23 protein-coding genes and 4 tRNA genes are annotated in these 26,359 nt (G+C 54.1%); 10 read left to right on the top strand and 17 right to left on the bottom strand.

Annotated features, from left to right (window positions below; all coding sequences use genetic code 11):
* Nucleotides 1-3: 3 nt before the first annotated feature.
* From OGX80_RS05465 to mngA, 17 genes are all read right to left on the bottom strand, one after another.
* Nucleotides 4-79 (bottom strand) — tRNA-Lys (locus OGX80_RS05465).
* Between the two features lie 145 nt (nt 80-224).
* Nucleotides 225-300 (bottom strand) — tRNA-Lys (locus tag OGX80_RS05460).
* 3 nt (nt 301-303) lie between these two features.
* A tRNA-Val gene (locus OGX80_RS05455) sits at nt 304-379 on the bottom strand.
* A gap of 36 nt (nt 380-415) precedes the next feature.
* Nucleotides 416-491, bottom strand: a tRNA-Lys gene (locus OGX80_RS05450).
* Between the two features lie 164 nt (nt 492-655).
* On the bottom strand, nt 656-1,444 hold the full coding sequence (cpoB, locus tag OGX80_RS05445; protein WP_115181833.1) for a cell division protein CpoB: 789 nt from the start codon (nt 1,442-1,444) through the stop codon (nt 656-658).
* A 9-nt stretch (nt 1,445-1,453) separates the two neighbouring features.
* A complete protein-coding gene (gene pal, locus OGX80_RS05440) occupies nt 1,454-1,972 on the bottom strand; it encodes a peptidoglycan-associated lipoprotein Pal (RefSeq protein ID WP_003022983.1) in 519 nt (172 codons plus the stop codon).
* A gap of 34 nt (nt 1,973-2,006) precedes the next feature.
* Complete coding sequence (tolB, locus tag OGX80_RS05435) at nt 2,007-3,299, bottom strand: Tol-Pal system beta propeller repeat protein TolB (RefSeq protein ID WP_024130523.1); 1,293 nt, start codon at nt 3,297-3,299, stop codon at nt 2,007-2,009.
* A gap of 132 nt (nt 3,300-3,431) precedes the next feature.
* The gene (tolA, locus tag OGX80_RS05430; RefSeq protein ID WP_115181834.1) at nt 3,432-4,658 is read right to left on the bottom strand and encodes a cell envelope integrity protein TolA; all 1,227 of its coding nucleotides are present in this window, start codon (nt 4,656-4,658) and stop codon (nt 3,432-3,434) included.
* A 63-nt stretch (nt 4,659-4,721) separates the two neighbouring features.
* The gene (tolR, locus tag OGX80_RS05425; protein WP_012133245.1) at nt 4,722-5,150 is read right to left on the bottom strand and encodes a colicin uptake protein TolR; all 429 of its coding nucleotides are present in this window, start codon (nt 5,148-5,150) and stop codon (nt 4,722-4,724) included.
* Between the two features lie 3 nt (nt 5,151-5,153).
* Nucleotides 5,154-5,846 (bottom strand): Tol-Pal system protein TolQ, encoded by a 693-nt coding sequence (tolQ, locus tag OGX80_RS05420; protein ID WP_024130524.1) that lies wholly within the window; start codon nt 5,844-5,846, stop codon nt 5,154-5,156.
* A complete protein-coding gene (gene ybgC / locus OGX80_RS05415) occupies nt 5,843-6,241 on the bottom strand; it encodes a tol-pal system-associated acyl-CoA thioesterase (protein ID WP_012133247.1) in 399 nt (132 codons plus the stop codon). The genes tolQ and ybgC overlap by 4 nt, the downstream gene beginning before the upstream one ends.
* Before the next feature lie 149 nt (nt 6,242-6,390).
* Nucleotides 6,391-6,684 carry a cyd operon protein YbgE gene (gene ybgE, locus OGX80_RS05410; RefSeq protein WP_012133248.1) on the bottom strand — a complete coding sequence of 98 codons (294 nt, stop codon included), beginning with the start codon at nt 6,682-6,684 and terminating at the stop codon, nt 6,391-6,393.
* Nucleotides 6,684-6,797 (bottom strand): cytochrome bd-I oxidase subunit CydX, encoded by a 114-nt coding sequence (cydX, locus tag OGX80_RS05405; protein WP_003022970.1) that lies wholly within the window; start codon nt 6,795-6,797, stop codon nt 6,684-6,686. Before cydX ends, ybgE begins: the two co-directional genes overlap by 1 nt.
* Before the next feature lie 14 nt (nt 6,798-6,811).
* Nucleotides 6,812-7,951 carry a cytochrome d ubiquinol oxidase subunit II gene (gene cydB / locus OGX80_RS05400; protein WP_012133250.1) on the bottom strand — a complete coding sequence of 380 codons (1,140 nt, stop codon included), beginning with the start codon at nt 7,949-7,951 and terminating at the stop codon, nt 6,812-6,814.
* 15 nt (nt 7,952-7,966) lie between these two features.
* Nucleotides 7,967-9,535, bottom strand: a complete 1,569-nt coding sequence (gene cydA, locus OGX80_RS05395; RefSeq protein ID WP_024130525.1) for a cytochrome ubiquinol oxidase subunit I — start codon at nt 9,533-9,535, stop codon at nt 7,967-7,969.
* Between the two features lie 682 nt (nt 9,536-10,217).
* Complete coding sequence (mngB, locus tag OGX80_RS05390) at nt 10,218-12,851, bottom strand: mannosylglycerate hydrolase (protein WP_071259689.1); 2,634 nt, start codon at nt 12,849-12,851, stop codon at nt 10,218-10,220.
* 21 nt (nt 12,852-12,872) lie between these two features.
* Nucleotides 12,873-14,789 carry a PTS 2-O-a-mannosyl-D-glycerate transporter subunit IIABC gene (gene mngA / locus OGX80_RS05385; RefSeq protein ID WP_071260120.1) on the bottom strand — a complete coding sequence of 639 codons (1,917 nt, stop codon included), beginning with the start codon at nt 14,787-14,789 and terminating at the stop codon, nt 12,873-12,875.
* A 177-nt stretch (nt 14,790-14,966) separates the two neighbouring features.
* On the opposite strand from mngA, the gene OGX80_RS05380 reads away from it, so the two are divergent.
* The 10 genes from OGX80_RS05380 to cobO all read left to right on the top strand — a co-directional run bounded on the left by OGX80_RS05380 (nt 14,967) and on the right by cobO (nt 26,255).
* The gene (locus OGX80_RS05380) at nt 14,967-15,686 is read left to right on the top strand and encodes a GntR family transcriptional regulator (RefSeq protein WP_071259691.1); all 720 of its coding nucleotides are present in this window, start codon (nt 14,967-14,969) and stop codon (nt 15,684-15,686) included.
* A 490-nt stretch (nt 15,687-16,176) separates the two neighbouring features.
* Nucleotides 16,177-16,626, top strand: a complete 450-nt coding sequence (gene glmS / locus OGX80_RS05375) for a methylaspartate mutase subunit S (RefSeq protein ID WP_012133257.1) — start codon at nt 16,177-16,179, stop codon at nt 16,624-16,626.
* Complete coding sequence (gene glmL, locus OGX80_RS05370; RefSeq protein ID WP_012133258.1) at nt 16,626-18,014, top strand: methylaspartate mutase accessory protein GlmL; 1,389 nt, start codon at nt 16,626-16,628, stop codon at nt 18,012-18,014. The genes glmS and glmL overlap by 1 nt, the downstream gene beginning before the upstream one ends.
* Before the next feature lie 18 nt (nt 18,015-18,032).
* Nucleotides 18,033-19,478, top strand: a complete 1,446-nt coding sequence (locus OGX80_RS05365) for a methylaspartate mutase subunit E (RefSeq protein ID WP_012133259.1) — start codon at nt 18,033-18,035, stop codon at nt 19,476-19,478.
* Nucleotides 19,478-20,719 (top strand): methylaspartate ammonia-lyase, encoded by a 1,242-nt coding sequence (locus tag OGX80_RS05360; RefSeq protein WP_115181835.1) that lies wholly within the window; start codon nt 19,478-19,480, stop codon nt 20,717-20,719. The genes OGX80_RS05365 and OGX80_RS05360 overlap by 1 nt, the downstream gene beginning before the upstream one ends.
* A 3-nt stretch (nt 20,720-20,722) precedes the next feature.
* A complete protein-coding gene (locus OGX80_RS05355) occupies nt 20,723-22,093 on the top strand; it encodes an acyclic terpene utilization AtuA family protein (protein WP_047458076.1) in 1,371 nt (456 codons plus the stop codon).
* A complete protein-coding gene (locus OGX80_RS05350; RefSeq protein ID WP_012133262.1) occupies nt 22,090-22,407 on the top strand; it encodes a DUF4387 domain-containing protein in 318 nt (105 codons plus the stop codon). The genes OGX80_RS05355 and OGX80_RS05350 overlap by 4 nt, the downstream gene beginning before the upstream one ends.
* A 167-nt stretch (nt 22,408-22,574) precedes the next feature.
* Entirely contained in the window at nt 22,575-23,882 is a 1,308-nt protein-coding gene (locus OGX80_RS05345; RefSeq protein WP_012133264.1) for a dicarboxylate/amino acid:cation symporter, read from the top strand.
* Nucleotides 23,883-23,990: 108 nt separating this feature from the next.
* Complete coding sequence (locus tag OGX80_RS05340) at nt 23,991-25,643, top strand: class I fumarate hydratase (RefSeq protein ID WP_071259700.1); 1,653 nt, start codon at nt 23,991-23,993, stop codon at nt 25,641-25,643.
* Nucleotides 25,644-25,652: 9 nt separating this feature from the next.
* A complete protein-coding gene (cobO, locus tag OGX80_RS05335) occupies nt 25,653-26,255 on the top strand; it encodes a cob(I)yrinic acid a,c-diamide adenosyltransferase (protein ID WP_012133266.1) in 603 nt (200 codons plus the stop codon).
* The last annotated feature ends 104 nt before the right edge of the window (nt 26,256-26,359 follow it).

Here is a 26,359-nt window from a genome sequence, read left to right as displayed (position 1 = left end):
AACTGGTGGGTCGTGCAGGATTCGAACCTGCGACCAATTGATTAAAAGTCAACTGCTCTACCAACTGAGCTAACGACCCATACGGGTGTTACCTGAAAGATTTTACTCGGCACCAATTTAAAATTGGTGGGTCGTGCAGGATGACTCGGCTTCGCCTCGCCCTACGGGCCGTTGCTGATGCAACGTTATCCTTCACGCTTAACATCTGAGTGTGATGCTAAAACTGGTGGGTCGTGCAGGATTCGAACCTGCGACCAATTGATTAAAAGTCAACTGCTCTACCAACTGAGCTAACGACCCGAGTGGTGGGTGATGACGGGATCGAACCGCCGACCCCCTCCTTGTAAGGGAGGTGCTCTCCCAGCTGAGCTAATCACCCGATACTACGCTGGATACTGCTTACTAACTAAATTAGTGGTGGGTCGTGCAGGATTCGAACCTGCGACCAATTGATTAAAAGTCAACTGCTCTACCAACTGAGCTAACGACCCACTTTTGCGCTGCTTTCGGTTTGTTTGATATCCCCTGGCAACGGCGGCATATATTACTGATTTCAGATTTCAGCGCAACAAAAATTTCGATGTAGATCACTCAACTGCTTAGGAATCGCACGACGAGACCAGAAATAACGCGATTTCTGGTCGCGTGGTGTGCATTACATCGTGTTAAGACGTTTTTGCGCTTGTTTTGCGCCATCAGTGCCAGGGTATTTACTGATAACCTGCTGATAAACCGCTTTGGCTTTTGCCGCGTCGCCTTTGTCCTGCATGATGACGCCGACTTTGTACATCGCATCAGACGCTTTTGGTGACTTCGGGTAGTTTTTGACTACCGAGGCAAAATAAAATGCGGCATCATCTTTTTTACCCTTGTTGTAATTCAACTGGCCGAGCCAGTAATTGGCATTCGGCTGATAAGTTGAGTCCGGGTATTTTTTGATGAAGTTCTGAAACGCCACAATCGCATCATCCTGGCGGGACTTATCCTGCACCAGAGCAATTGCCGCATTGTAATCGGTATTGGCGTCGCCGCTTTGTACCGGCGCGCCTGACGTCGCCGCGCCCGCGCCAGGCGCAGGTATTGCGGTTGCCGCCCCGCTTTGCTCGCCGCCCGCCGATGGCGTCGCTGTGCTACCGCTGCTCAGACTGTCCATCTGTAGCAGGATCTGCTTCTGCCGTTCAACAACCTGATTCAGCTGATACTGGCTTTCCTGGATTTGACCACGCAGGGAATCAATATCGGACTGATTATCAGAGAGTTGTTGCTGGAGTTGGGTTAAAAGCTGGCTGTGAGCATTCGAAATACGCTCGAGTTGAGTGACGCGGTCTTCGACCGAGCCTGAGCCGACACTACTGATTGGCGCCTGAGCAAAAGCGGCCCAGGGGGCCGCTATGCCAACCAGTAACGACAGACTCAACAGGTGATGTCTGAAGTTACTGCTCATGCAATTCTCTTAGTAAACCAGTACGGCGCGACGGTTTTTAGCGTAAGCCGCTTCGTCGTGACCCAGTACTGCGGGTTTTTCTTTACCGTAAGAAACGATGGAGATCTGGTCAGCAGAAACGCCTTTACCCTGCAAGTACATCTTAACAGCGTTAGCACGGCGTTCGCCCAGGGAGATGTTGTACTCAGGAGTACCACGTTCGTCCGCATGACCTTCTACGGTGACTTTGTAAGACGGGTTGCTACGCAGGAAGTTAGCGTGCGCATCCAGCATTGCCGCGAAGTCAGAACGGATATCGTACTTGTCCAGATCGAAGTAAACGATGTTGTTCTGCTGCAATTGCTGCATCTGCAAACGCGCTTGCTCTTCAGAAGACATGTTGCCGCTGCCGTTCGCATCCATACCAGTGCCTGCACCCAGCATGCCTTCGCTGCCGTCATTGCTGGCGTTCTTGTTGGAAGAACATGCAGCAATTGCCATAACAGGCAGAGCGATCATCAGCCCTTTCAGCACTTTGTTCAGTTGCATTTCAATGATTCCTTTACTAATCAATTAATTATTATCACAGATACGGCGACCAGGCAGGGAATTTAACCTGACCATCAGTTGCCGGAAGACGCGCCTTGAAACGCCCATCTGTAGAAACCAAATTCAGCACGGATCCCATCCCCTGAGAAGAGCTGTAGATTACCATAGTGCCGTTAGGTGCCAGACTTGGCGTTTCATCCAGGAACGTTGACGACAGAACCTGTACGCCACCCGCTACCAGATCTTGTTTGGCAATGTGCTGCTGACCATTCGCCGAGCTTACCATTACCATAAATTTACCGTCGCTGCTCACATCCGCATCCTGGTTTTGCGAACCTTCCCAGGTGATACGCTGCGGAGCACCGCCGTTCACGTTAACTTTATACACCTGCGGACGACCGGCCTGGTCAGAGGTAAAGGCCAGGTTCTGGCTGTCCGGGAACCATGTTGGTTCGGTGTTGTTGCTGCGACCATCCGTCACCTGACGAATCTGACCAGAACCAATGTCCATCACATACAGGTTCAGGCTACCGGTTTTAGACAACGCAAACGCCAGTTTGCTGCCATCCGGCGAGAACGCAGGCGCGCCGTTGTGACGCGGGAACGACGCAACCTGACGCACAGCCCCGTTAGCCAGCGTCTGGATAACCAGCGCGGAACGACCGCTTTCGAAGGTCACGTAGGCCAGTTTAGAGCCGTCAGGAGACCACGCCGGAGACATCAGCGGCTGCGGAGAACGGTGAACCACGAACTGGTTGTAGCCATCGTAGTCAGACACGCGCAACTCATACGGGAACTGGCCGCCGTTAGTCTGCACTACGTAAGCGATACGGGTGCGGAATGCGCCCTTGATGCCGGTCAGCTTCTCAAACACTTCATCACTTGCAGTATGGCCAGCATAACGCAGCCACTGCTTGTTCACTTTGTAAGAGTTCTGCGCCAGTACAGTACCCGGTGCGCCGCCGGTGTCAACCAGCTGATAAGCAACATTGTAGGAACCGTCAGGATTCGGAGTCACCTGGCCGACAACAACCGCATCAATACCCAGCGCAGACCATGCCGCCGGCTGAACTTCTTGCGCCGTACCCGGCTGCTGCGGCAGACGAGAACGATCCAACGGATTGAATTTACCGCTGTTGCGCAGGTCAGCGCCAACGATGCCGCCAATATCTTCAGGCGCAGCTCCCGGCCCTGCCCACTGGAATGGCACAACGCCAATCGGGCGCGCCGAGTCCACCCCCTGGGTGATCTCGATACGTACTTCTGCGTGCAGCACCGCTGCCCACAGCATTAAGAAACCAAATGCTACTCGTAATGCCTGCTTCATCATATCTCCCTTATCCGGGCGGAAAGCCCACGATAATTTAGCAGAATGTTAACAAACTCAAATACACAAAACTACCAGAACCCAGCGACTCCCGTTGCGTGCCTTTCCCCGCCGTGACGGGGAAAGTTTAGCTTACGGTTTAAAGTCCAGAGGTGCGTTTTTAAACACTTCGTATACCGCCTGGCTTGGTGGTTTTGGAATCTTCGCCTGTCGGGCCGCAGCAAGCGCTGCCTGACAAAGCGCGGGATCGCCACCTTCAGACTGAATATCCAGCAACAGGCCATCTGGAGCCAGTTTTATACGCAGCGTACAGGTTTTACCTGCATAGGACGATGCGTCGTAAAACTTACTTTCAATGGCCGATTTAATCTGCCCGGCATAGTTGCTGATATCCGCGCCTGATGCACCATTGTTTTTAGTATTACCACTCCCCGCAGGAGAAGCATTGCTTCCTGCCGCTCCGCCGCCGGTTTTCGGCGCATTCTTACCGGAGCTTAAATCGCCCAACAGGTCGTCGACGCCAGATGCGGCAGCGGCTTTTTCGGCTGCGGCTTTCTTCGCAGCAGCCGCTTTATCTGCCGCAGCTTTCTTATCGGCAGCAGCCTTCTCAGCAGCAGCTTTTTTTGCTGCTGCCGCTTTCTCAGCGGCGGCTTTGTCGGCGGCAGCTTTCTTCTCTGCGGCCGCTTTTTCAGCAGCAGCCTTTTCTGCTGCGGCTTTCTTCGCGGCCTCTGCCTGAGCCTGCTTAGCCGCCTCGGCTTCCGCTTTTTTCTTCGCGTCGGCGGCGGCTTTTGCCGCTTCAGCTTCGGCTTTCTTCTTCGCATCAGCAGCCGCTTTTACCGCTTCAGCTTCCGCTTTCTTCTGCGCTTCCGCCGCTGCTTTAGCCTGCGCGTCCGCTTTCGCTTTCGCATCCGCTGCGGCTTTCGCCGCCGCTTCTTCAGCCTGTTTCTGCTGCTCCTGCGCTTTCTTCGCGGCCGCTTCCGCTTGTTTCTGCTGTTCCGCCTGCTCGCGCGCCTGTTCCTGCGCGGCTAAACGTTCTTTCTCAAGTTGCTTCAGTCGTTCCTGTTCAGCCACCTGCTTCTCGCGAAGCTCTTCAGCTTGCTGCTGCGCCTGTTTTTCACGCTGTTCCGCCGCCCGCTTCGCGCTCGCCTGTTGCTGCTGCTGACGATCGTACTGCTGAACAACTGCGCCGGGATCGACCATGACGGCGTCGATGGAAGAACCACCGCCGCCCCCGGCTGAAGCCTCTATATGCTCATCGAACGAACTCCAGATCAGCACTGCAAATAAGATGACATGCAGTACCGCTGAAATAATTATCGCCCGTTTGAGCTTGTCGTTTTGTTCGGTTGCCTTTGACACTCTCGGTTCCCAAAAACTGTGCGCCTGTTACTTGCTATCTTTACGTCCCGGAGACGCAGAAGATCAGATAGGCTGCGTCATCAAGCCAACCGATTTCACGCCCGCACTGTGTAACAAGTTCAGCGCTTTAATTATTTCATCGTAAGGCACGTCTTTCGCGCCACCGATTAAGAAGACCGTTTTCGGATTGGATTCCAGGCGACTTTTCGCTTCGGCAATAACCTGCTCTGGCGGCAACTGATCCATCCTGTCTTTCTCAACCACCACGCTGTATTGCCCAATACCGGAAACTTCAATAATGACCGGCGGATCGTCATTGGTGCTGACAGCCTGCGACTCGGTCGCGTCCGGCAGATCGACTTCCACACTCTGGGTAATGATCGGCGCCGTCGCCATGAAAATCAGCAGCAGCACCAACAGTACGTCGAGCAACGGTACAATGTTGATTTCGGACTTGAGATCGCGACGACCTCGTCCACGCGTTCTGGCCATGGCTTACCCCTTGTTGCTCTCGCTACTGGTAAACGCCTGACGGTGCAGAATGGCGGTGAACTCTTCCATAAAGTTGTCGTAATTCAGTTCCAGCTTGTTCACGCGCTGATTCAGACGGTTGTAGGCCATAACCGCTGGAATCGCCGCAAACAGACCGATAGCCGTTGCAATCAGCGCTTCCGCGATACCCGGCGCCACCATTTGCAGCGTCGCCTGTTTCACCGCACCGAGGGCGATAAACGCGTGCATAATCCCCCATACCGTACCAAACAGACCAATATACGGACTGATGGAACCCACGGTGCCGAGGAAAGGAATGTGCGTCTCTAATGTTTCCAGCTCACGGTTCATGGAGATACGCATCGCACGGGACGCCCCCTCAACAACCGCTTCCGGCGCATGGTTGTTTGCACGATGCAGTCGCACAAACTCTTTGAACCCGCTATAGAAGATTTGTTCCGAACCCGCGAGGCTATCACGACGCCCCTGGCTCTCCTGATACAGGCGAGACAGTTCGATTCCAGACCAGAATTTATCTTCGAACGCTTCCGCTTCGCGCGCCGCAGCGTTAAGAATACGAGTCCGCTGGATGATGATAGCCCAGGATGCGATTGAAAAACCAATCAAAATCAACATGATAAGTTTAACCAGAAGGCTTGCCTTCAGGAACAAATCAAGGATATTCATGTCAGTCACTGCTTAAACTCCGCGACAATAGACTTGGGAAGCGCACGAGGCTTCATTTTGAGTGGATCAACGCAAACAATCAGAACTTCCGCTTCGTTGAGCACGTTGTTCTCTGCGTTGACAATGCGTTGCGTGAAAACCAAAGAGGTGCCACGCATTGACGTAATTTCAGTTTGGACTTCGAGCATATCGTCGAGTCGCGCAGGCGCATAATATTCCAGCGTCATTTTACGCACCACGAAAGCAACCCGTTCAGCCAACAGCACCTGCTGACTGAAGTGATGATGACGCAGCATCTCTGTGCGTGCTCTTTCATAAAAAGCGACGTAACTAGCGTGGTAAACCACACCACCGGCGTCGGTATCCTCATAATAGACACGAACCGGCCATCGAAATATATTCACTGTACATCCCGGTAATGCAAAAAAAGTTAACGCTTTTAAACGTTGCTACTATACGCGCGCGAATGAGGCTTGGGAATGGGGGGAAGTTAAGGGAGAGTAAAAATTTATGGGCTTATGAAAACCCATAAATTTTTAAGGATACTTCTTATTCAAAAGAAGAAAAAAATCAGACCAACAATAAGCACGATATCGGCGAGCAGCGGGCAAAAGATCCCTTGCCAGTGAACCGCGCGAGGACGAAATCCTACGCCATGAATCACGCCCGTACAGACGGCCCACATCAGCAGAAAACCATGCCAGATTTCCAGCTCGCTTGTTTTCGCCGCGAAACGCGTCGGGTCCCAGAAGATGCAGCCTGCCAACACTAACGCCAGCATAAAGGAAAGCGCCCGTAATGGGCGCTTATCCATTACCGCATACAACGTTGCGATAATACTGGTCATTAGCTGTCTTCTTGTCCGGCTTTACCTGATTCTACGTGCTCAAGCGCCAGCGCAGTGATTATCCCAAATGCACAGGCAAGAAGCGTTCCCAGAATCCATGCGAAATACCACATTTTTAGCTCCTTACTTAGTACAGAGAGTGGGTGTTGCTTTCAATATGTTCTTTAGTGATGCGGCCGAACATTTTCCAGTAACACCAGCTGGTGTAGATCAGAATGATCGGTACAAACACCAACGCAACCCAGGTCATCAGGTTCAGCGTTCTCTGGCTGGAGGTCGCATCCCACATGGTCAGGCTCGCATTCATCATGGTGCTGGAAGGCATCACAAACGGGAACATTGCGATACCGGCAGTCAGGATGATGCAGGCCAGGGTCAGAGAAGAGAACAGGAATGCCCATGCTCCTTTCTCCATACGGGAGGTCAGGATAGTCAGCAGCGGCAGAACCACGCCCAGCGCCGGAACCAGCCACAGGATCGGCGTACTGTTGAAGTTCACCATCCACGCACCGGCTTCACGCGCGACTTCTTTGGTCAGCGGGTTAGATGCGGCGTGATGATCCATCGCGGACGTCACGACATAACCATCAATACCGTAAACCACCCATACGCCCGCCAGCGCGAAGCACACCAGCGTAACCAGCGCGGCTACCTGTGCCGTCGTGCGGGAACGCAGGTGCAGCTCACCTACGGTACGCATTTGCAGATAGGTCGCGCCCTGGGTAATGATCATCCCTACGCTGACGATACCTGCCAGCAGGCCAAACGGGTTCAGCAGCTGGAAGAAGTTACCGGTGTAGTACAGACGCAGATACTCGTCGATATGGAACGGTACGCCCTGCAACAGGTTGCCAAACGCCACGCCGATAACCAACGGCGGCACAAAGCTCCCCACGAAGATGCCCCAGTCCCACATGTTGCGCCAGCGGGTGTCTTCAATCTTGGAACGGTAGTCAAAACCAACCGGACGGAAGAACAAGGACGCCAGCACGAGGATCATCGCCACATAGAAACCGGAAAACGCCGCAGCGTAAACCATCGGCCAGGCGGCGAACAGCGCGCCACCGGCGGTGATCAGCCACACCTGGTTACCATCCCAGTGCGGGGCGATGGAGTTGATCATAATTCGACGCTCGGTGTCGTTACGACCGAGGAAACGGGTGAGCATGCCCACCCCCATGTCGAAGCCATCGGTAACCGCAAAACCGATCAGCAGAATGCCAACCAGCAGCCACCAGATAAAACGCAATACTTCATAATCGATCATTTGACGACTCCTGTCTTAGCGTGCCGGCTGAGAGGCCACATTGGGCTGCTCAAAGTGATAGCGACCGGTTTTCAGGCTGCTTGGGCCACGGCGTGCAAACTTGAACATTAAGTACAGCTCCGCCACCAGGAACAGGGTATACAGGCCGCAAATCAGGATCATGGAGAACAGCAGGTCACCGACCGTCAGTGACGAGTTCGCCACGGCGGTTGGCAGCACCTCACCGATCGCCCACGGCTGACGACCATATTCGGCAACGAACCAGCCTGCTTCTACAGCAATCCACGGCAGCGGGATGCCGTACAGCGCCGCACGCAGCAGCCATTTTTTCTCACCGATGCGGTTACGAATGACGCTCCAGAAGGAGAGCGCGATGATCGCCAGCAGCAGGAAGCCGCACGCAACCATGATACGGAACGCAAAGTACAGCGGCGCAACGCGTGGGATGGAGTCTTTGGTCGCCATCTCAATTTGCGCTTCGGTCGCGTCAGTGACGTTCGGCGTATAGCGTTTAAGCAGCAGACCGTAGCCCAGATCTTTCTTCACGTTATTGAACTGGTCGCGAACGGCCTGGTCGGTAGAACCGGCACGCAGTTCTTCCAGCAGCGCGTAGGCTTTCATCCCGCTACGGATACGTTCTTCATGCTGCACCATCAGGTCTTTCAGACCGATGACCGGCGTATCGACGGAGCGAGTCGCGATAATACCCAGCGCGTAAGGGATCTGGATAGCCAGTTTGTTTTCCTGCGTCTCCTGATCCGGGATACCGAACAGGGTGAAGGAAGCAGGCGCTGGCTGGGTTTCCCATTCCGCTTCAATCGCGGCGAGTTTGGTTTTCTGCACGTCGCCCATTTCGTAGCCGGATTCGTCACCCAGCACGATAACAGACAGTACAGCAGCCATACCGAAGCTGGCGGCGATAGCAAAGGAGCGTTTAGCGAACGCGATGTCGCGACCTTTCAGCAGGTAGTAAGCACTGATACCGAGGATGAACATTGCACCGGTCACATAGCCAGACGCCACAGTGTGAACGAATTTCACCTGCGCAACCGGGTTAAGCACCAGTTCGGAGAAGCTCACCATCTCCATACGCATGGTTTCGAAGTTGAAATCCGATGCGATAGGGTTCTGCATCCAGCCGTTCGCCACAAGTATCCACAGCGCAGACAGGTTGGAACCCAGCGCCACCAGCCAGGTAACACACATATGCTGGACTTTACCCAGACGGTCCCAGCCAAAGAAGAACAGACCTACAAAGGTGGATTCGAGGAAGAAGGCCATCAAACCTTCGATTGCCAGCGGCGCACCGAAGATATCCCCTACATAGTGGGAATAGTAAGACCAGTTAGTCCCGAACTGGAACTCCATGGTCAGACCGGTAGCCACACCCAGAGCGAAGTTGATACCAAACAACTTGCCCCAGAACTTGGTCATATCTTTATAAATCTGTTTGCCGGAAAGGACGTATACCGTTTCCATAATGGCCAGCAGGAACGCCATACCGAGCGTCAGCGGCACAAACAGGAAGTGGTACATCGCGGTCAAGGCAAACTGTAAGCGCGACAGTTCGACTATATCTAACATCATGACTCCTTGCTCATCGCATGAAGACTCCGAGAGTGAACCCCGTTAGAAAGGGTCACACGCATGCCCCAATAAAATTTATTTGCTCCCCTTCACCGTTGCCGTTTCATCATCAGAGGAAACAGCAATGATAAAAAGTTACAAACATGTTAATAAAAAACCTAAATTGATCCCGCAAATATATTACGCCGTAAAATCCCTACAATAAACAGGTTTTTATTGAGTCAAATTTGCATTTTTCGACATTGATCAATTTATAGCTAATTTACCAGTTTCAGGCCAATTTGATCGGCGACAATTTATCGTGTTTTGACATCTTTTTCCAAGCATTAAACATTGATTTAAATCAAAAACACCAAAATTCGTTAACGGTGTATACAATGCGTAAACACAGTGAAAACAATGTTGCGCATATGTATCTCTGAGGGTGTTGGCGGTTATCTAATAGAAAGGTATATATAAAAAAACAGCATTTCATTTAACGTTATCATCGACGACATTCTTTTGCCGTCTGCAACTATTTAGCGTAGACGCTTCAGCGTAATTTTCCACAGGGTCAATTCGCCATGAAAATAATCACAAATATTTTACTTTTAAGCCCATTGAAATTAACACCGGATTGTTATTATTCCGTTAACAATAAAGCCACGCTAAGCGTGGCTTTAATCTGTTTGTCTGAGATTCAGGCAAGCGTGTAGCTAAACGTTCGGGACTGCCCCGGCAGAAAGAGGCCAGCCCCACTTGCGCCCTCTCCTTTCGCAGGGCACGCCTGTTCATCCATCATGGTCTCTGTACATGCGCTAACGGCTCTGCCGAAGGCAACGGTGGCATCACATGAGGTTGTTTCGGACGGATTGTACAGGCGCAGGATGACATCATCGCGATCCTCTGCTTTTTTCAGCGCGCTTAACAGGCAGCCCACCGGCGACATCGTTAACAGGCTGTAATGTTCCGGTACGCAAACATCGGCCTTGTTGAGTTTCATCGCATCCCAGGGAATTTTGTTATAGCACTGAACAGGCGTCAGCCACGCCTTCGCCTGTTGCGCGACACCGGCGCTAAAAGGCGTTCCGCTATAGCTGAACAGGCTAAACCGACTGCGTAGCATTCCGCGCATTTGTGAATCCGGCACCGCCATTTTGATGCCGGAAGGCCGCCCTGGCCGCAGCAGTAGATCCTCTTTCCCCAGCAGCCCCACCCCACGCAGGAGCGTTAAGGCGAACGTTTTCTTCCCTTCGCCGATAACTTCAAATTCACGTAATCCCTCCGTGAAAAGCGCAAGGCCATTTCTCTCTTCCTGAAGCGCCGCATAGTTCAGCATATTCCAGACCGGTACCGGCGCCTCTTTCCACCCCTCTTCCTGCCAGTTTTCCATCGCGCTGTCCTGTACTGGGCGCGTCACTGCGCCAAACTGGGTGTCCGCCAGCACAACATCCGTCGTGAACGGCGTGGGGATTAACACCCGCACGCGGTGATCGTCAGCCTGATTATCCAGCGCCACCTCAACATCAATGCGTCTGCTGTTATGGCTCAGGGTAACGGCGATCTCCACGCCTAACGTTCCGTTGCGCTGCCGCGCGCTGCGTTCGGCAAGATTCGCCGGAACCGCCAGGGCATAGCGAATGACAACCCTGCTCTGCCACGCGTCATGAATCACTTCATATTCCGGTTTTGCCGTCGTCGAAGTAAGCAGCCACTCTTCTCTGGCGGGGGAGTAATCGTACTCATCGCCATCGTCGGATCCCTCTTCCAGCGCCAGTATGCGCTGATAACGCACGCCGCTGTCTTTATCGCGCAGGTTCAGAGTACCGTCATCATTCGCCGTAATCTGCCAGAACGCGTTCTCCAGCAGCGCGTCTGATGAAACCGTCGGGCTCACCACATTGCCCGCTGCGTTCGGTTCGATATAAAGCGTGCGATAGCCCATTGAAGGGATAATCTGCTGGATCTGGATATCAAATTCCATAAACGGCTCGTAGTTACCGTAATGCACAATCTGGCGGTCGATTAAACCGGGATCGATCTCCCGGGCCTGGCGAATGCAATAAGGAATGGCGTTGCCCCGATCATCCCGCAGAGAGAACTGGCTGGCGCGCAGGCGTACCGTGGTGTTAATCACCTCTTCACGCGGCCACGGCATCAGGTTAAACAGCACCAGTTTGTCGGCATCGCTCTGCGGCATGTTGTCGGCGATTTTGCGCTGATAAAAACAGATCAGGTTGTCGGCCATATCCTCAGCCAGCTCGAAACGGGACGCAATTTCGCGGTGTACTTTGTCACTGCAACAGCAGCCGATGCTGTCGTGGGCGTGATTCTTCAGAATCTCTTTCCACATTTTCTCCAGCAGGCCGTGGTGATACTCAAACCCCAGCGTCCAGGCCAGCGTCGCCAGCGGCTCAAGAATGTTGACGATTTTGTTCTCAATGCGCGCATGGGCGATTTTGATGTCCATCCGCGTCGAACCAATGGTGCGATGAACGCGCATATATTTGCCATCAATAAACTCGCCTTTCAGCGTGGCAAGCTGCTCGCGGCGGGCTTCTATGTGTTCAAACACCTCTTCAAAGCGGCTCATCACAAACTTACGCTGCGGGTAGATTTCGCGCAGTTTATCCATCACCGCAAAGATATTTTGCTGCAACGGCATCTGATCGTGGCCATTCGGCAGCAAAATTTCTTTGGTCAGCGACGCGCGCTCCAGCACATCGAAGTAGCTGTCGAGACGTTTACGCAGCCCGGCCTCGTCCTCCGGTAAGTACTTACCAATCGCGTAGCCCAGCGGCAGCACCTGCGCCGTCACTTCACTGCCATCCGCGCTTTGCCATAAAAACTCGGTTTTATCGGTGCCGTGGCGTTCCGAACAACCACGCCAGAACATGGCGCGGGTAATACCGAAACCGTTATAGATATGCGGAAGCTGCCCCGACATGCCGAACGAATCCGGCAGATAGCCAATTTTCATCGGTTCGCCAAACGCCTGGCAGTCGCGCATACCGTACATCAGATTACGCACGATCGACTCCCCGGATACCAGCGTGGTATCCGTTTGGGTATACCACGGGCCGATAATCAGTTTTCCGGCCTGCACCAGTTTTCTTACCCGCGCTTTATTTTCCGCTTTGACGGCGAAATAGTCCTCCAGCACCGCCGTCTGCCCGTCAAGGACATAGTATTTATACTCTGCATCCTGCTCCAGGCGGGTCAGGATCTCCTCCATATTGTTGACCAGCAAAATACGTGACGCTTCCGTGGTGAAATACCATTCACGATCCCAGTGCATGTGCGGCGTAATGTGAACGCGAGATACTGCTTTCATCTTCGTTTCCTGTTAGTTCGTTTATGGCAACACATTGTTAGTCAGATACTTGCCCTGCTTTACCGCATGACGACGCCAGAACAGCAGGATAGTGGTCGATATCGCTGTCCCCACTAACGCTGCGCCAAACCAGCCTGCGGCGGCGGCGAAACCGCCGTATCCGGCGTCATGCAAAAGAAAGAGTGAAAAAATGCCTGCGCCCGGCGTCGAAAGACCAATGTTCATCGCGCCGACAATCGCGCCCGTCACCATTGACCCCAGAACAAAAGAACCGATAACCCGCAGCGGATCTTCAATCGCCATCGGGATTGCCCCTTCCGTAATGCCCGCCAGCCCCAGTAGCCAGGTCGACTTTCCTGTTTCGATCTCAAACTCTTTGAACAGCCTCGGCGCCAGCATCGTTGATGCCGTTACGGTGAAGGCGGACACCATTTTGACCGAGGCGAAAATGGCATACGGGCCGTAGACGCCGTTCGCCATCGCCCCAAGGCAGAACGCGTAAGACGCTTTATTGACCGGCCCGCCCAAATCGAAAGAACACATAAAGCCGAGAATCGCGCCAAGCAGCAGCGCATTGGCGCCGCTCAGCCCATTAAGCCAGGCGGTCAGCGCGTTGTTGATCCACGCAACGGGCTCGCCCACCACAAACAGCATCAGGCTGCCCGCGCCTAAGGTGCCGATGACCGGATACAGATAGAAGGTCAGGAAGCCGTTGAATTTGCTGCTCAGGCGAAGATGGTTTTTCACCCAGCGCATCAGATATCCGGCGATCAACCCCCCCGCAATCGCGCCGAGAAAGCCGGAGCCAATCATATTGGCGGCAAGACCGGCGGCGAATCCGGGAGCCAGCGCGGGTTTATCCGCCAGCGAATAGGCGGTATAAGCGGCGAGCACCGGCACCATCAGGATGCCGAGCATCCCACCGCCCAGCTTGCGGTACATCCACAGCCAGGAGTTCTCCTGATCGAAGAGATGCTGCAAGCCGAGCATTTGCGCCAGCAGCACCGACACGGCCAGTACGGTTCCCCCGGCGACAATCAGCGGCACGGCGAACGAGATGCCGCTCAACAGCGCCTGTTTTAACTCCGTTTTCAGACTCTTAGGCGCTGCCGTTTCCTGGTAAACCGCGCGATCGCCCTGCACGGGCTCCAGCGCCAGCGTTTGTTGGATCAATGCTTCGGCATGGCGGATAGGTTCGGCGACGGGTACCGACAGCGCAGGAATGCCCGCAAAGCGCTCACTCTCTTTTATCGCCACCTCTGCGGCGAAAATGCAGGCTTTTGCCGCGTTGAGCTGCTGCGCGGTAAGACGGCCTTCAATTCCGTTAGCGCCCTGCTTTTCCACATACACGTTCACGCCCAGTTTGCGTCCCGCTTTTTCCAGATACTCCGCCGCCATATAGGTGTGCGCAATCCCTGCCGGGCACGCCGTTACGCAAACGATGGTCGGCGCATCCTGTAAGGGCTGAAAAGCGCTTTCCTGATATTGGTCGTCCAGCGTCGACAGTAGCTCATCCGCCGTGGTCGCTGCCAGAATCCTCGCGCGGGTGTCATCATCCGCCAGTCGCGTGGTGAGTGCGGTCAGCAACTGCATATGGGTGCTTCCCGCTTCGCCTGGCGGAATGGCGAGCAGAAAAATCAGCGTCACCGCTTCCGGCCCGTCAACCCCTTCCCACATCATGGGTTCGCGCAGGGTGGCCACGGCAAATGCCGCTTCTTTAACCGCCGACGTTTTACCATGCGGCACCGCCAGCCCTTCTCCCAACGCCGTTGGCCCCTGGCTTTCACGCAAAAAGACTTCTTCAAGGTAAGCATCGGAATCTGAAATTTTCCCCAGTTGCACGAGCCGCTGGGTTAACGCGTGAATAGCCTCTTCACGACTGCCAAACCGGGCGTTCAGGCATAAAGCGTCGCGGTGGGTTAACGTCGTCAGGTTCATCATAGTCCTCACACTGTCATTGTATGTTTCAGAAATTGCGCCAGATGAAACAATACATTTATGTGATCATTTTCACTTACGCAAAATAATTTGTATTTAATTTGTATTATTTACAAGAGCTATTGATCGGGCATAATCAACGAAGTCGTATTAATTCATTCATACAAAAGTAAAAAGATGAGCCAAAAACCGTTATACCGACAGATTGCCGATCGAATCCGCGAGCAGATTGAACGTGGCGAACTGAAAGCAGGCGACGCGTTACCCACCGAGCAGGCATTGCAGCATGCGTTTGGCGTGAGCCGGGTCACGGTACGCCAGGCGCTCAAGCAACTGACCGAACAGCAGATCATCGAAAGCATTCAGGGCAGCGGGACCTATGTGAAAGAAGAGCGGGTCAATTACGATATCTACCAGCTAACCAGCTTTTACGAAAAACTCGCCGATCGCCATGTTGACACCCACAGTGACGTTTTGGTTTTTGAAGTGATCCCGGCGGACGACTTTCTGCGCAACCAGTTACAACTGGCGGAGAACAACCGGGCCTGGCACGTAAAACGCGTGCGTTACATTAAGCAAAAACCCGTCGCCCTCGAAGAGACATGGATGCCGCTGGCGCTCTTTCCCGACCTGACCTGGCAGGTGATGGAAAATTCCAAGTATCACTTTATTGAAGAGGTGAAGCAGATGGTCATTGATCGCAGCGAGCAGGAGCTGATCCCGATCATGCCAACCGAAGAAATGAGCCGCACGCTGGCGATCAGCGCAAGTAAACCGATCCTGGAAAAGGTCTCTCGCGGATTTCTGAAAGACGGTCAGGTATTTGAATATAGCCGTAATGCGTTTAATACCGATGATTATAAATTTACGTTGATCGCGCGCAGAAAACAGCGCTGATCATGTTTTCTGTTCACGGTATTGTGACAATATGCTACCGGGCTCACAAATAATCCGCCCGGTAAGAAAGAACAAATTATTATCATATTTATCCTTTCATTAACAATAAACCGTGTTCCTATAGAAACATCCATTTCTGTTCCGTTATTTAACTCACAGTTTTGCCTTTGTATTATATTTATCTCTCAATAACCGTTTGCAAAAATAAATAAGACCGCGATCACAAACACAGCATATTATTTATTAACTCCCTGTTCCAATTAAATTAACCAGAGCTGGGCAATCAATAATAACTCATTGATAACAAACACACTTCTAATGATTAATTAAGAACATTAGTTTTAAGAAAGATATTTTGAAAATAGATCAATTGCATCCCTTCCCGCCTGCACAGACACTCCATGACTATTAAAAGGTTGCAGAAACCTGAGTGCGCAATATTAAACGAAGACTCTTACCTTTTGTTCATCAGCTCTACAGAGGATTACTCATGAAAAAATCAACACTTGTTATTGGCGTCATTGGTGCTGACTGCCATGCAGTAGGCAATAAAGTTTTGGATCGCGTTTTTACTGCCCATGATTTTCGCGTAATCAATCTGGGGGTCATGGTAAGCCAGGATGAATATATTGATGCCGCAATCGAAACCGGCGCCGATGCGATTGTCGTGTCATCCATTTACGGCCACGGAGATATCGACTGCCTCGGTTTACGTGAACGCTGCATCGAACGCGGTATTGGTGACATTCTGCTCTATGTCGGCGGCAATCTGGTGGTGGGTAAACATGACTTTGCCGACGTGGAAGCGAAGTTTAAAGAGATGGGCTTTAACCGCGTCTTTGCGCCAAGTCATGATCTGGAAGATGTGTGCCGGTTAATGGCCGGGGACATTAACCCGCGTCATGGTGTTGAACAGCGCTGCCTTGAAGAGGCCATCTGATGCAAATCGTCTCTGTCGATATCGGCTCGACATGGACCAAAGCCGCCCTCTTCGCCAGGGAGGGGGATGCGTTAACCCTGGTGAACCATGTCCTGACGCCAACCACCACATACCATCTGGCAGACGGTTTTTTTGCCAGTCTGAATCAGGTGCTGAATGTCGCCGATGCTCGTCCGTTGCTGAAAAGCGGCGAAGTGCAGTTGAAATACTCCTCATCGGCAAAAGGCGGGCTCGCCGTCGCCGCTATGGGGCTGGTGCCATCTATCACGCTGGAATCAGCAAAAGTTACTGCCCACTCAGCGGGGGCGAAGATCGCGCAATATTACGCGTATAAGCTCAACCGCCATGACATCCAGGCGTTAGAAAACTCGCCGCCGGACATCCTGCTGTTTACCGGCGGTACGGATGGCGGCGAAGAAAGCTACGGCCTGGCGAATGCGCGCGCGCTGGCGAACTCAAATCTGGATTGCGCGATTATTTATGCCGGAAACCGTGACATTCAGGATGAGGTACAGGCCATTCTGGGGCACAAAGATCTGACCACGGTAGACAACATTCTGCCCGACCTCGATCACCCGAATCCGTATGCCGCCCGCCAGGCCATTTGCGATCTGTTCCTGTCCCGCATCGTGAAAGGCAAAGGGCTGGACGTGATTGTTGGCGAAACCGGCGAAGAGCCGATGCCAACGCCGTGGACCGTCTACGAGCTGGTTAAAGCCATCAGCGACATCGACAGCGCATGGAAAGAGTTCATGCTGATCGATATGGGCGGCGCCACCACCGACGTGTACTCCGCCTGCGCCAATATGCTCTCTCCCGATACCGTGCTGCATGGCGTGCCGGAACCGTTCGTCAAACGCACCGTTGAAGGCGATCTCGGGATGCGCGTCTCTGCCCTTGTGGTCGGAGAAAGCACCCAGGAGATGGTAAACGTCGTGTTTGCCCAACAGCCTGAGCGTCAGGAGGCGTTCTACGGCTATCTGCGCCACCTGGTTTCCCACCCCGATTACCTCCCCCGCAGCGACGAAGAGAAATTCTTCGACGCCCTGCTGGCTGGGCTGTGCGTGGGTTATGCCAGCGAACGTCACGCGGGCACCAAAAAGCAGGTCTGCACCTGCGTGGGCAACGTCGACTTACAGATGGGGCGCGACCTCACCACCGTTCGCAAAGTTGTCGGTTCCGGCGGATGGCTCTCCCGCGCCAGTCAGTTCGACATCCATCGCTGGTTGAAATACCGCGAGCTGGACGATGACGGCAGACGCATTCTCTTACCCGGGCAGTTTGACTATTACCGCGATTCAAAAGGCTTGCTTCCTCTGCTGGCGAACGTCGCCAGGCTGTACCCGCAGCTCGCCGCTCGCACCAGTATTCAATGTTTAACCCTATAAAACCTAAGGCAGCTACGAATGGAACTCCGAAATAAAAAATTAACCCATGACGAATTCATGACCGAGCGGCATCAGGTATTACAAACCTGGCATACCGGCAAGGACGTCGAGAATTTTGAAGATGGCGTGAAGTATCAGCAAACCATTCCAGAGAAAAAACGCTTTTCTCACGCCCTGTTAAAAGCCGATCAGGAAGGCAAAACGCTCAGCCAGCCGCGCGCGGGCGTGGCGCTGATGGATGAACACATCGCGCTGCTCAAAACGTTGCAGGAAGAGTGCGATCTGCTTCCCAGCACCATCGATGCCTATACCCGTCTGAACCGTTACGAAGAAGCGGCGATCGGTATTCAAAAATCCATCGAAGCAGGCACCTCTAAGCTGAACGGCCTGCCGGTTGTCAACCACGGCGTTGCTGCCTGCCGCCGGATGACGGAAGCGCTGGAAAAACCCATTCAGGTTCGTCACGGTACGCCGGATGCGCGACTGCTGGCGGAAATCGCGATGGCCAGCGGCTTCACCAGCTATGAAGGCGGCGGCATCTCCTACAACATTCCTTACGCCAAGCGCGTCACGCTGGAAAAATCAATCCGCGACTGGCAGTACTGCGACCGTCTGATGGGAATGTATGAAGAACACGGCATCCGCATTAACCGCGAGCCGTTCGGCCCGCTGACCGGCACGCTGATCCCGCCGTTTATGTCCCACGCGGTCGCCATCATCGAAGGTCTGCTGGCGCTGGAACAGGGCGTGAAGTCGATTACCGTCGGCTATGGCCAGGTGGGCAGCCTGACGCAGGATATCGCCGCCATTCAGTCACTGCGCGAACTGTCCCACGAATATTTCCAGAACTACGGCTTTGATGATTACGAACTGAGCACCGTCTTCCACCAGTGGATGGGCGGCTTCCCGGAAGATGAATCCAAAGCGTTCGCCATTATCTCCTGGGGCGCGGCGGTGGCGGGTATGTCCGGCGCGACCAAAGTGATCACCAAGAGTCCGCACGAAGCCTTCGGTATCCCAACGGCCGCCGCAAACGCCCAGGGGCTTAAAGCCTCTCGCCAGATGCTCAATATGGTCAGCGACCAGAAGTTCCCGCCGTGCGCGGCCGTGGAACAGGAAGTCGAACTGATTAAGTGCGAAGTCCGTGCGGTGCTGAAAAAAGTCTTTGAGCTGGGTAACGGCGATGTGGCGCGCGGCACGGTGCTGGCTTTTGAAGCTGGCGTGCTGGACGTACCTTTCGCCCCGGCCTCCTGTAACGCAGGCAAAATCCTGCCGGTTCGCGATAACTCCGGCGCCATTCGCATCCTTGAAGCCGGTGCGGTTCCGCTGCCGAAAGATATCCTCGCCCTGCACCACGATTACGTCGCTGAGCGCGCCCATTTTGAAGGACGCAAGCCCTCATTCCAGATGGTTGTTGATGACATCAACGCGGTATCCCACAGTCAATTAATAGGAAGACCATAATGAAAATTAAACAGGCCCTTTTCACCGCTGGCTACTCCTCATTCTATTTCGACGATCAGCAGGCGATTAAAAACGGCGCGGGTCATGATGGATTCATTTATACCGGCGCGCCGGTCACGCCCGGCTTTACCTCTGTGCGTCAGGCGGGCGAGTGCATCTCGGTACAGCTGATTCTGGAAAATGGCGCGGTAGCGGTCGGTGACTGCGCCGCCGTGCAGTATTCCGGCGCTGGCGGTCGTGACCCGCTGTTCCTGGCGGAACACTTTATTCCGTTCCTGAACGATCACATTAAACCGCTGCTGGAAGGCCGTGATGTTGATGCGTTCCTGCCGAACGCCCGCTTCTTCGACAAGCTGCGCATTGACGGCAATCTGCTGCACACCGCCGTGCGTTACGGCCTGTCGCAGGCGCTGCTCGACGCCACCGCGCTGGCGTCCGGTCGTCTGAAAGCAGAAGTGGTTTGCGATGAATGGCAGTTGCCGTGCGTCCCGGAAACGATTCCGTTATTTGGTCAGAGCGGCGACGATCGCTATATCGCCGTCGATAAGATGATCCTCAAAGGCGTTGACGTGCTGCCGCATGCGCTGATCAACAACGTGGAAGAGAAACTGGGCTTTCAGGGCGAGAAACTGCGTGAGTATGTACGCTGGCTGTCCGACCGCATCCTGAGCCTGCGCACCAGCCCACGCTATCACCCGACGCTGCATATTGATGTCTACGGCACCATCGGTCTGATCTTCGATATGGACCCGGTACGCTGCGCGGAGTACATCGCCAGCCTGGAGAAAGAAGCGCAGGGTCTGCCGTTGTACATTGAAGGCCCGGTGGATGCCGGTAACAAACCGGATCAGATCCGTCTGCTGACCGCCATCACCAAAGAGCTGACCCGCCTCGGTTCCGGCGTGAAAATTGTCGCTGACGAATGGTGTAACACCTATCAGGACATCGTCGATTTCACTGACGCGGGCAGTTGCCACATGGTGCAGATCAAAACCCCGGATCTCGGCGGCATTCATAACATCGTCGACGCCGTGCTCTATTGCAACAAACACGGGATGGAAGCCTATCAGGGCGGTACCTGTAACGAAACCGAGATCAGCGCCCGCACTTGCGTACATGTCGCGCTGGCCGCGCGCCCGATGCGGATGCTGGTGAAACCGGGTATGGGCTTCGATGAAGGTCTCAACATCGTGTTTAACGAGATGAACCGTACCATCGCGATGTTGCAGACAAAGGATTGAGAAATGGCACGCACATTTAAGATCTTATCGCCGACGGCCATTCTGGGCTATGGCTTCCCGGAAGAGAGCTTTCGCAAAGCGATGGAGGAGTCGCCGGATCTGATCGCCGTTGACGCCGGTTCCTCCGATCCTGGCCCTCACTACCTGGGGGCAGGGAAACCCTTTACCGACAGGGCGGGAGTGAAACGCGATCTGCGCTATATGATCACCGCTGGCGTAAAAAACGACATCCCGGTGGTGATCGGCACTGCCGGAGGCTCCGGCGCGGCGCCGCATCTGGAGTGGTGTCGCCAGATAATCCTTGAGATTGCGCAGGAAGAGAAACTGTCGTTCTCGATGGCGCTTATCCCGTCAGATGTTGATAAAGCGATCGTTCACCAGGCGCTGGATAACGGCAAAATCACCGCGCTGGATTTCGTCCCGGAACTGACCCACGACGCGATCGACCAAAGCACCTATATCGTCGCGCAAATGGGCATCGAACCTTTCCAGCGGGCGCTGAAAGCCGGTGCGCAGGTGGTGCTGGGCGGACGCGCTTACGATCCGGCCTGCTTCGCGGCGCTGCCGATCATGCAGGGCTTTGATGAAGGTCTGGCGCTGCACTGCGGCAAGATCCTTGAGTGCGCGGCCATCGCCGCGACGCCGGGTTCCGGTTCCGACTGCGCGATGGGGATCATTGACGATAACGGCTTTACGCTCAAAACGTTCAATCCAAAGCGCAAGTTCACCGAAACCTCTGCGGCGGCGCACACCCTGTATGAGAAATCCGATCCGTACTACCTGCCGGGGCCGGGCGGCGTGCTGAATCTGAAAGGGTGCAGCTTCAAAGCGGTCAACGAGGGCGAGGTCTACGTCAGCGGTTCCCGTCACGAAGAGACGCCGTACGCGCTGAAGCTGGAAGGCGCGCGTCAGGTGGGCTTCCGCTGTCTGACCATCGCCGGGACGCGCGACCCGATCATGATTGCCAGCATTGACACCATTCTCGAAGAGGTGAAGACCAGCGTGGCGCGTAACCTCTCGCTGAATGATGACAGCATCCGCATGACGTTCCACCTGTACGGTAAGAACGGGGTGATGGGCAATCACGAACCGATGCAGAGCGCCGGGCACGAACTGGGCATATTGCTCGACGTAGTCGCGCCGACGCAGGATATCGCCAACAGCGTCTGTTCGCTGGTGCGTTCCACCCTCCTGCACTATGGCTATGAAAACCGGATTGCGACGGCGGGCAACCTCGCCTTCCCGTTCTCGCCTTCCGACATTCAAAGCGGGCCAGTGTATGAGTTTTCAATCTATCACCTGATTGAAGCGAGCGACGCGCTGCAATTTGATTTCCACCTCGAACAGGTGACGCCGGAAGGAGTTCAGGCATGAAACACTCGATTTGCTCACTGGCGCAGGTGATCCGTTCCAAAAACGCCGGACCGTACGAACTGGTTTTAGATATTTTGTTTAAAACCCGGGAAGACTATCAGCGGGTAAAAGCATCGGAACAATTAACGCCGCAGCTTATTGCCCGTTTATATAACGTCGAGCCTGATTTTATTCATCGCATTGTCTGGTTTGATCCGGCAAATGCGGTAAAAATTGTCATGCCGCGCGATATTATTTCCGGCAACGTTGGTGACAATGATGTTTATGGCGCACAGCAACACGCGCCGCTATTAAGTATTACCTTCGACTTGTAGTCATAACAATACAACAACAGCCATCAGGATACAGGATTTTGCTGTATCACTGTTTTCCTGATTATTCATGCGGTTGGTCATAACAAGCGCGTACCTGAGCGGTTGTCTGCGTTCGGGTATGCGCTGCCCTACACATTATTCTCCAACCATTATCCGATGGAGCAAACATGAAAAAAATAAGTTTAACCAAAATGATCATATTAGGCCTGATACTCGGCATGATTGCCGGGGTGGCCATTAATAATATGGCATCGGCTGAAACAGCAAAATCGTACGCCCAGGACATCTCTATTTTTACCACCATATTTTTGCGCATGGTAAAAATGATTATTGCCCCCCTGGTTATTTCAACGTTAGTGGTGGGGATCGCCAAAATGGGCGATGCCAAAACGCTGGGGCGTATATTCTCTAAAACCTTTTTCCTGTTTATTTGCGCCTCATTGTTGTCTATTGCGTTGGGTCTGGTCATCGTCAATATGTTCCAGCCAGGCGCAGGCATTAACTTTGTGGCACACGACGCAGGCGCGGTTGCCGCCGTGCAGTCTGAACCCTTCACGCTGAAAGTCTTTATCTCGCACGCCGTGCCCACCAGTATTATCGATGCGATGGCGCGCAACGAGATCCTGCAAATTGTGGTGTTCTCCATTTTCCTCGGTTGCAGCCTGGCCGCTGTTGGTGAAAAAGGCGCCGCCATCGTTAAAGTGCTCGACTCGCTGGTGCACGTCATGCTGAAGCTGACAGGTTACGTGATGCTGTTTGCGCCGCTGACCGTCTTTGCCGCCATCTCCGGTTTGATTGCTGAACGCGGTCTGGGCGTGATGGTCAGCGCCGGGATCTTCATGGGCGAGTTCTACCTGACGCTGGGGATGCTGTGGGCGATCCTGATTGGCCTGTCGACAATGATTGTCGGGCCGTGCATCAGTCGTCTGACCAAAGCAATCTTCGAACCCGCGCTGCTGGCCTTTACCACGTCCAGCTCGGAAGCGGCTTTCCCCGGTACGCTGGACAAGCTGGAGAAGTTTGGCGTCTCTTCCAAGATTGCCAGCTTCGTACTGCCTATCGGTTACTCCTTTAACCTCGTCGGCTCAATGGCCTACTGCTCGTTTGCCACCGTGTTTATCGCCCAGGCGTGCAACATTGAACTGAGCATGGGCGAGCAGATCACCATGCTGCTGATTCTGATGCTGACCTCCAAAGGAATGGCAGGCGTGCCGCGTGCGTCAATGGTGGTTATCGCCGCCACTCTCAACCAGTTCAACATTCCAGAAGCCGGTCTGATCCTGCTGATGGGCGTCGATCCGTTCCTCGATATGGGCCGTTCTGCCACCAACGTGATGAGTAATGCGATGGGGGCGGCGATTGTCGGTCGTTGGGAAGGCGAGCACTTCGGCGCAGGCTGCCGTGGCAAAGCGCCGGTCAAAACCCCGGAACAGGAGCGCCCGGCAACCGAACACTCAGAAGTGGCGATGTCCTGATACCACAGCGATGCCGGATGGCGCTAACGCTTATCCGGCCTACGGTTTGCGCATTGTTGTAGGCCGGACAGCCGTCCGGCAAAAATAACTTAAAGGTGAGAAGTTAATATGTCTAAACCATTTGTCTGGCAGGAACCGTTTGTTCAAAGCAAAGATACGACGGAATATGAATTACTCAGCGACAAGCACATTACGGTAACGGAGTTAGACGGTGAAGAGGTTATCAAAGTCGCGCCTGAAGCGCTGACTCTGCTGGCCCAACAGGCATTTTATGAAGCCTCGTTTTTCCTGCGCACCGCGCATCTGAAACAGATTGCCAGCATCCTGCACGATCCACAGGCCAGCAGTAATGATAAGTACGTCGCGCTGCAACTGTTACGCAATGCCGAAGTCTCGGCGAAAGGCGTACTGCCAAACTGCCAGGACACAGGAACGGCAACCATTGTGGCGAGCAAAGGTCAGCACGTCTGGACAGGCGGCAACGATGCCGAAGCCCTGAGCAAAGGCGTGTACATCACTTTCCAGGAAAATAACTTACGCTACTCCCAGAACGCCCCGCTGGACATGTACACCGAGGTGAATACCCAAACCAACCTGCCCGCCCAGATTGATATCAGCGCGACGCCGGGTGACGAATACCGGTTTCTCTTCGTCAATAAAGGCGGCGGTTCCGCCAACAAAGCGGCGCTGTTTCAGGAAACCAAATCTATTCTGCAACCCGAAAAACTCACCGCTTTCCTGATCGAAAAAATGCGGTCGCTGGGAACAGCAGCCTGCCCGCCCTACCATATCGCTTTTGTGGTTGGCGGATTGTCTGCCGACCAAGCGCTGAAAGTGGCGAAGCTGGCCTCAACCAAATATTACGACACCCTGCCGACCAGCGGAAACGAGCTGGGCCAGGCGTTTCGCGACACGGCGCTGGAAACAACCCTGCTCAATGCCAGCCGCGAGTTTGGCATCGGAGCACAGTTTGGTGGCAAATATTTCGCTCATGATATCCGCGTTATCCGCCTGCCGCGTCACGGCGGCTCCTGCCCCATCGCAATGGCGCTCTCCTGCTCTGCCGACCGCAATATTAAAGCGAAAATCAACAAGCGCGGCATCTGGCTGGAAAAACTCGAACACAATCCGGGAAAATTTATTCCTGAATCCCTGCGCGTGGAAAACAGCGCCCAGACCGTACAGCTCGATCTCAACCGTCCGCTGCGCGAGATCCTGCATAACCTTTCCACGCTGCCTGTCGGCACCCGACTGTCGCTGAACGGCCCGATTGTCGTCGCCCGCGATATCGCGCACGCCAAAATTAAAGAGCGTCTGGATAACGGCGAACCGATGCCGGACTACATGAAAAATCACATTGTTTATTACGCGGGGCCAGCCAAAACGCCGGAAAAACAGGCCTGCGGCTCGCTCGGCCCGACCACCGGCGGGCGCATGGACGGCTATGTTGACGCCTTCCAGGCGGCGGGCGGCAGTTTGATCATGCTTTCGAAAGGCAACCGCAGCCAGCAAGTGACCGAGGCCTGCCACAAGCATGGCGGCTTCAATCTTGGCAGCATTGGCGGCGCCGCCGCGCTTCTGGCGCAGCAGTACGTTAAAAGCTTGCGCTGCCTTGAGTATCCCGAACTGGGGATGGAAGCCGTGTGGATGATGGAGGTCAAAAACCTGCCCGCCTTTGTGCTGGTGGATGATAAAGGCAATAACTTCTTCAGCCAGTTTGAGCAGCAACATCGCTGCGCGACCTGTCCGGCAGGACATTAAGGAGCATTTATGGAAGCGCGAGCCAATACTGACAGGCACCGCCAGCGGCAGCAAAAACTGAAAGAACAGGTGGACACCCGCGTGGCGGCGGCCACGGAACAGAAAGGAGTCCTGATTGTTTTCACCGGGAACGGTAAAGGAAAATCGACGGCGGCCTTTGGCACCGCGACCCGCGCGGTCGGTCACGGCAAAACCGTTGGCGTCGCGCAATTTATTAAAGGTCAGTGGGATAACGGTGAATACAACACGCTGCAACCGCTGGGCGTTGAGTTTCACATTATGGGCACCGGTTTTACCTGGGAGACGCAGGATCGGGAAGCGGATATACAGGCGGCGGAAGCCGTCTGGCAGGAAGGCAGGCGCATGCTCGCCGACCCGCGTTACGATCTGGTGGTGCTGGATGAACTGACGTACATGCTGGCTTATCACTACCTGGACACCCAGGACGTGATCGCCGCGATTGTGAATCGTCCCGAACAGCAGAGCGTGATCGTTACCGGTCGCGGGTGTCATACGCAGTTACTGGAACTCGCCGATACGGTTAGCGAAGTCCGCCCGGTGAAACATGCATTTGATAGCGGCATTCAGGCGCAGGCCGGGATAGACTGGTAGCCGCGCCTTTGCCTGATGGCGCTGCGCTTATCAGGCCTACAGTCCTTACCATTTGTAGGCCTGATAAGGCCATTGGCCGCCATCCGGCATCAGTTCTCACCGTT

Source organism: Citrobacter sp. CK194 (genome assembly GCF_030333395.1).
Lineage (GTDB): Bacteria > Pseudomonadota > Gammaproteobacteria > Enterobacterales > Enterobacteriaceae > Citrobacter_B > Citrobacter_B koseri.
The sequence above is the reverse complement of the archived record's forward strand: the minus strand, read 5'-3'. Positions and strand labels throughout refer to the sequence as shown.